The organism is Streptomyces sp. NPDC029152 (assembly GCF_055564355.1).
In genome coordinates this window covers 1-3,578 of the sequence record NZ_JBVHWR010000053.1, presented here as the reverse complement: position 1 = coordinate 3,578, position 3,578 = coordinate 1, and the positions used below count along the sequence as shown (strand labels likewise).

Below are 3,578 nucleotides of genomic sequence, written 5' to 3'. Positions count from 1 at the left end.
GGTCGGTCACGGGTCGGTCGAGGAACTCACCCTCCAGGCGCCGCTCGTGCTCGGCGAGTCGGACGCCGTACAGATCAGGGTCGTCGTCTCCGACCTCGGCGAGAACGATCGCCGGGCGGTGTCGGTGCACTCGCGTGGTGCCGACGGCAGCTGGGTGACACACGCCGAGGGTGTCCTCGGTCCGGACAGGCCGGCGCCGGAGCCGCTGGCGGAATGGCCGCCGGACGGCGCCACGCCCCTCGACACCGACGGCTTCTACGACGAACTCGCCGCGTCCGGCTACCACTACGGGCCCGGATTCCGCGGTCTGCGGCGCGCCTGGCGCGCCGGTGAGGAACTCCTCGCCGAGATCGCCCTACCGGAGAGCGCCGACGCCACCGGATACGGCCTCCACCCTGGGCTCTTCGACGCGGCCGTGCACAGTGTGGCCTGCGCCCGCACGAACACGGGCGGAGAGGAGGGAACCCGGCTGCCGTTCGCCTTCTCGGACGTCCGATTGTTCGCGGCCGGGGCGACCTCGCTGCGGGTCCGGATCAGTCCGCCGGACTTCTCATGGCAGGCGTGGGACGACTCCGGGCTGCCGGTCCTCACCATCGGCCGGCTCGTCAGCCGCCCCGTCGAGGCCGACCAGTTCGCCGTGCGTCGGGCGAGCTGCCTGTTCCGGGTCGACCGGCGGCAGGAAGCCCCGGCCGGACCGGCCCCGGCCTCCTGGGCCGTCGTCGGCGCGGACCCCGGCGGTCTCGCGGCCGGCCTGGAAGCCACGGGCGCGCACGTGACGACGGCCGTCGGCCTGGGCGACATCGGCGCGGTGCCCGACGCAGTCCTGTTCCCCCTGCCCGGCATACGGGGCACGGCGGATCCCGAGGACGTGCCGACCGTGATCCGGGCGGCGACCGCGCACGTGCTGGGGGTGGTGCAGGACTGGCTCACCGACGACCGCTTCGGTGACGGCCGGCTGGTCGCCGTGAGCCGCGGAGCAGGGGACGGCGACCTCGTCCACGGAACGCTGTGCGGTCTGCTGCGCGCCGCACAGGCCGAGCACCCCGACCGCATCACCCTCGTCGACCTCGACGAGCACCCCGCCTCACTCGCGGCCCTCCCCGGCTACGCCCTCGGTCCGGAACCGGAGGTCGTCGTGCGCGCCGGACACGGCACGGTGCCTCGCCTCGTACGGGCGCAGACCCCAGCCGGAACGGACTCACTGGGCACCGGCACCGTCCTGATCACCGGAGGCACGGGCACCCTCGGGGGACTGCTCGCCCGGCACCTCGTCCAGAGGCACGGAGTCACCCGGCTGCTACTGGTCAGCCGACGGGGACCGGCAGCCGACGGCGCCGACCGGCTGCGCGCCGAGCTGACCGAACGCGGCGTACACGTCGACATCGTGGCGGCCGACCTCGCCGACCGCGCGACCGTGGCCGCGCTCCTCTCCGCGGTCGACGCCGACCATCCGCTCTCGGCCGTCGTGCACGCCGCCGGCGCGCTGGACGACGGCGTGCTCGGCACGCGGACCGCCGAGTGGCTCGACCCGGTCCTGCGCCCCAAGGCGGACGCCGCCTGGCACCTGCACGAACTCACCGCCGGGATGCCGCTGACCGCCTTCGTCATGTTCTCCTCGGCCGCCTCGGTGCTCGGCGCCGCGGGACAGGCCAACTACGCCGCGGCGAACGGCTTCCTGGACGCGCTGGCCGCTCACCGCACCGCCCAGGGGTTGCCCGGCATCTCACTCGCCTGGGGGTTGTGGGAACACCGCAGCGAACTGACCCGGCAGGTCGGTTCTCCCTCCCGCAGCATCGCGGCCGTCGGCGCCCTGTCCACCACGGAGGCCCTGGCCGCGTTCGACGCCGCCCTGGCCGCCGGTGAGCCCCTGGCAGTGCCGATCCGGCTGGAACCGGCGTCCACCGAGGACGTCCCACCGATGCTGCGCGGCCTGGTCCAGGTACGCCGCCGGGCCGTCACCGGCGCGGAACACGCTCAGACCGCGAGCGAGGGGCAAGCGGCCCGGCAGTTGGCCGGCCTGGACGCGGAGGAACGACAGCGACACGTGCAGCAGATCGTCCTCGAGGCCGCGGCGGCAGTCCTCGGCCACGACAGCCGCGACGCCATCCCCCTCGCCCGGGGCTTCCTCGAGCTGGGATTCGACTCCCTGACGGCGGTACGGCTGCGCAACCGGCTCTCCCGCCAACTGGGGCTGCGCCTGCCCGCTACCGCGGTGTTCGACCACCCCAGCCCGGCGGCCCTCGCCGCCCACCTGCTCGAGCAACTCGTGGGCACCGCCGACCCGACCGCGCAGGCCCTGCAACAACTGGAAACCCTGCGTCGCAGCGTCAGCGGAGCCACGACCGACGGCCTGGACCGCGTCCTCGTCGCACAACGCCTGACAGTCCTGCTCGACGAACTCCGGCAGCCCGACGGCCCTGACGGCCGCGCCGAGCCTGGCGACGACCTGGAGAACGCCACAGCGGACGAGATCTACGCCTACATCGACAACGAACTGGGCATCGGGGGCGCGGAGTGAACGCCGACGACAAAGCACTCGCCTATCTGAAGCGGGTGACCGCGGACCTGCGGTCGGCGCGGGCCCGGCTCCAGGAACTGGAGTCCGCCGCCACCGAACCCGTCGCCGTCGTAGCCATGGCCTGCCGCCTGCCCGGTGGCGTGCGCACCCCCGAGGACTTCTGGGACCTCGTGGCACACGGGCATGACGCGACCGGTCCCTTCCCCACCGACCGCGGGTGGGACCTGGACAACCTCTACGACCCCGACCCGGACGCACCCGGCAAGGCCTACGTCCGCGAAGGAACGTTCGTCCACGATGTCTCCGGCTTTGACGCCGCCTTCTTCGGTATCTCGCCGCGCGAGGCGCTGGCGATGGATCCGCAGCACCGTCTCCTGCTGGAGTGCTCGTGGGAGGCACTGGAGCGTGCGGGTATCGACCCGGCCTCCCTCAAAGGCACGCGGACCGGCGTCTACACCGGGCTCATGACCCACGAGTACGCGACCCGACTCCCCGAGATCGACAAGGAGCTCGAGGGCCTGATCGGCATCGGCAACGCCGGCAGCGTCGCCTCAGGCCGCATCTCCTACACGCTCGGACTGAAGGGTCCCGCGGTCACCGTCGACACCGCCTGCTCCTCCTCACTCGTCGCCCTGCACCTCGCCGCCCAAGCCCTGCGTCAGCGCCAGTGCACCCTCGCGCTGGTCGGCGGCGCATCCGTCCTCGCGGCACCGACGGTGTTCGCCACCTTCAGCCGACAACGAGGCCTGGCCCCGGACGGCCGCTGCAAGGCGTTCTCGTCCACGGCAGACGGCACCGGCTTCGGCGAGGGCGTCGGCGTACTGGTTCTGGAACGCCTCTCGGACGCCCGCCGCAACGACCATCACGTCCTGGCCGTCATACGAGGCTCGGCGGTCAACCAGGACGGAGCCAGCAGCGGATTCACCGCCCCGAACGGACCGTCCCAACAAGACGTCATCCACCACGCCTTGGCCGACGCACGCCTGGCTCCTTCTGACATCGACGTCGTGGAGGCGCATGGGACGGGGACGCGGTTGGGTGATCCGATCGAGGCGCAGGC

Annotated in this window: 2 protein-coding genes; both read left to right on the top strand. The window is 72.8% G+C overall.

Translation table 11 applies throughout. The features are described from left to right. A partial coding sequence (locus ACZ4V6_RS36405) for a type I polyketide synthase (protein WP_467835538.1) occupies positions 1 to 2,518 on the top strand: 2,518 nt, incomplete at its 5' end. Then, the coding region (locus ACZ4V6_RS36400) for a beta-ketoacyl synthase N-terminal-like domain-containing protein (protein ID WP_467835535.1) at positions 2,515 to 3,578 on the top strand (1,064 nt) is incomplete at its 3' end. The genes ACZ4V6_RS36405 and ACZ4V6_RS36400, both read left to right, overlap by 4 nt.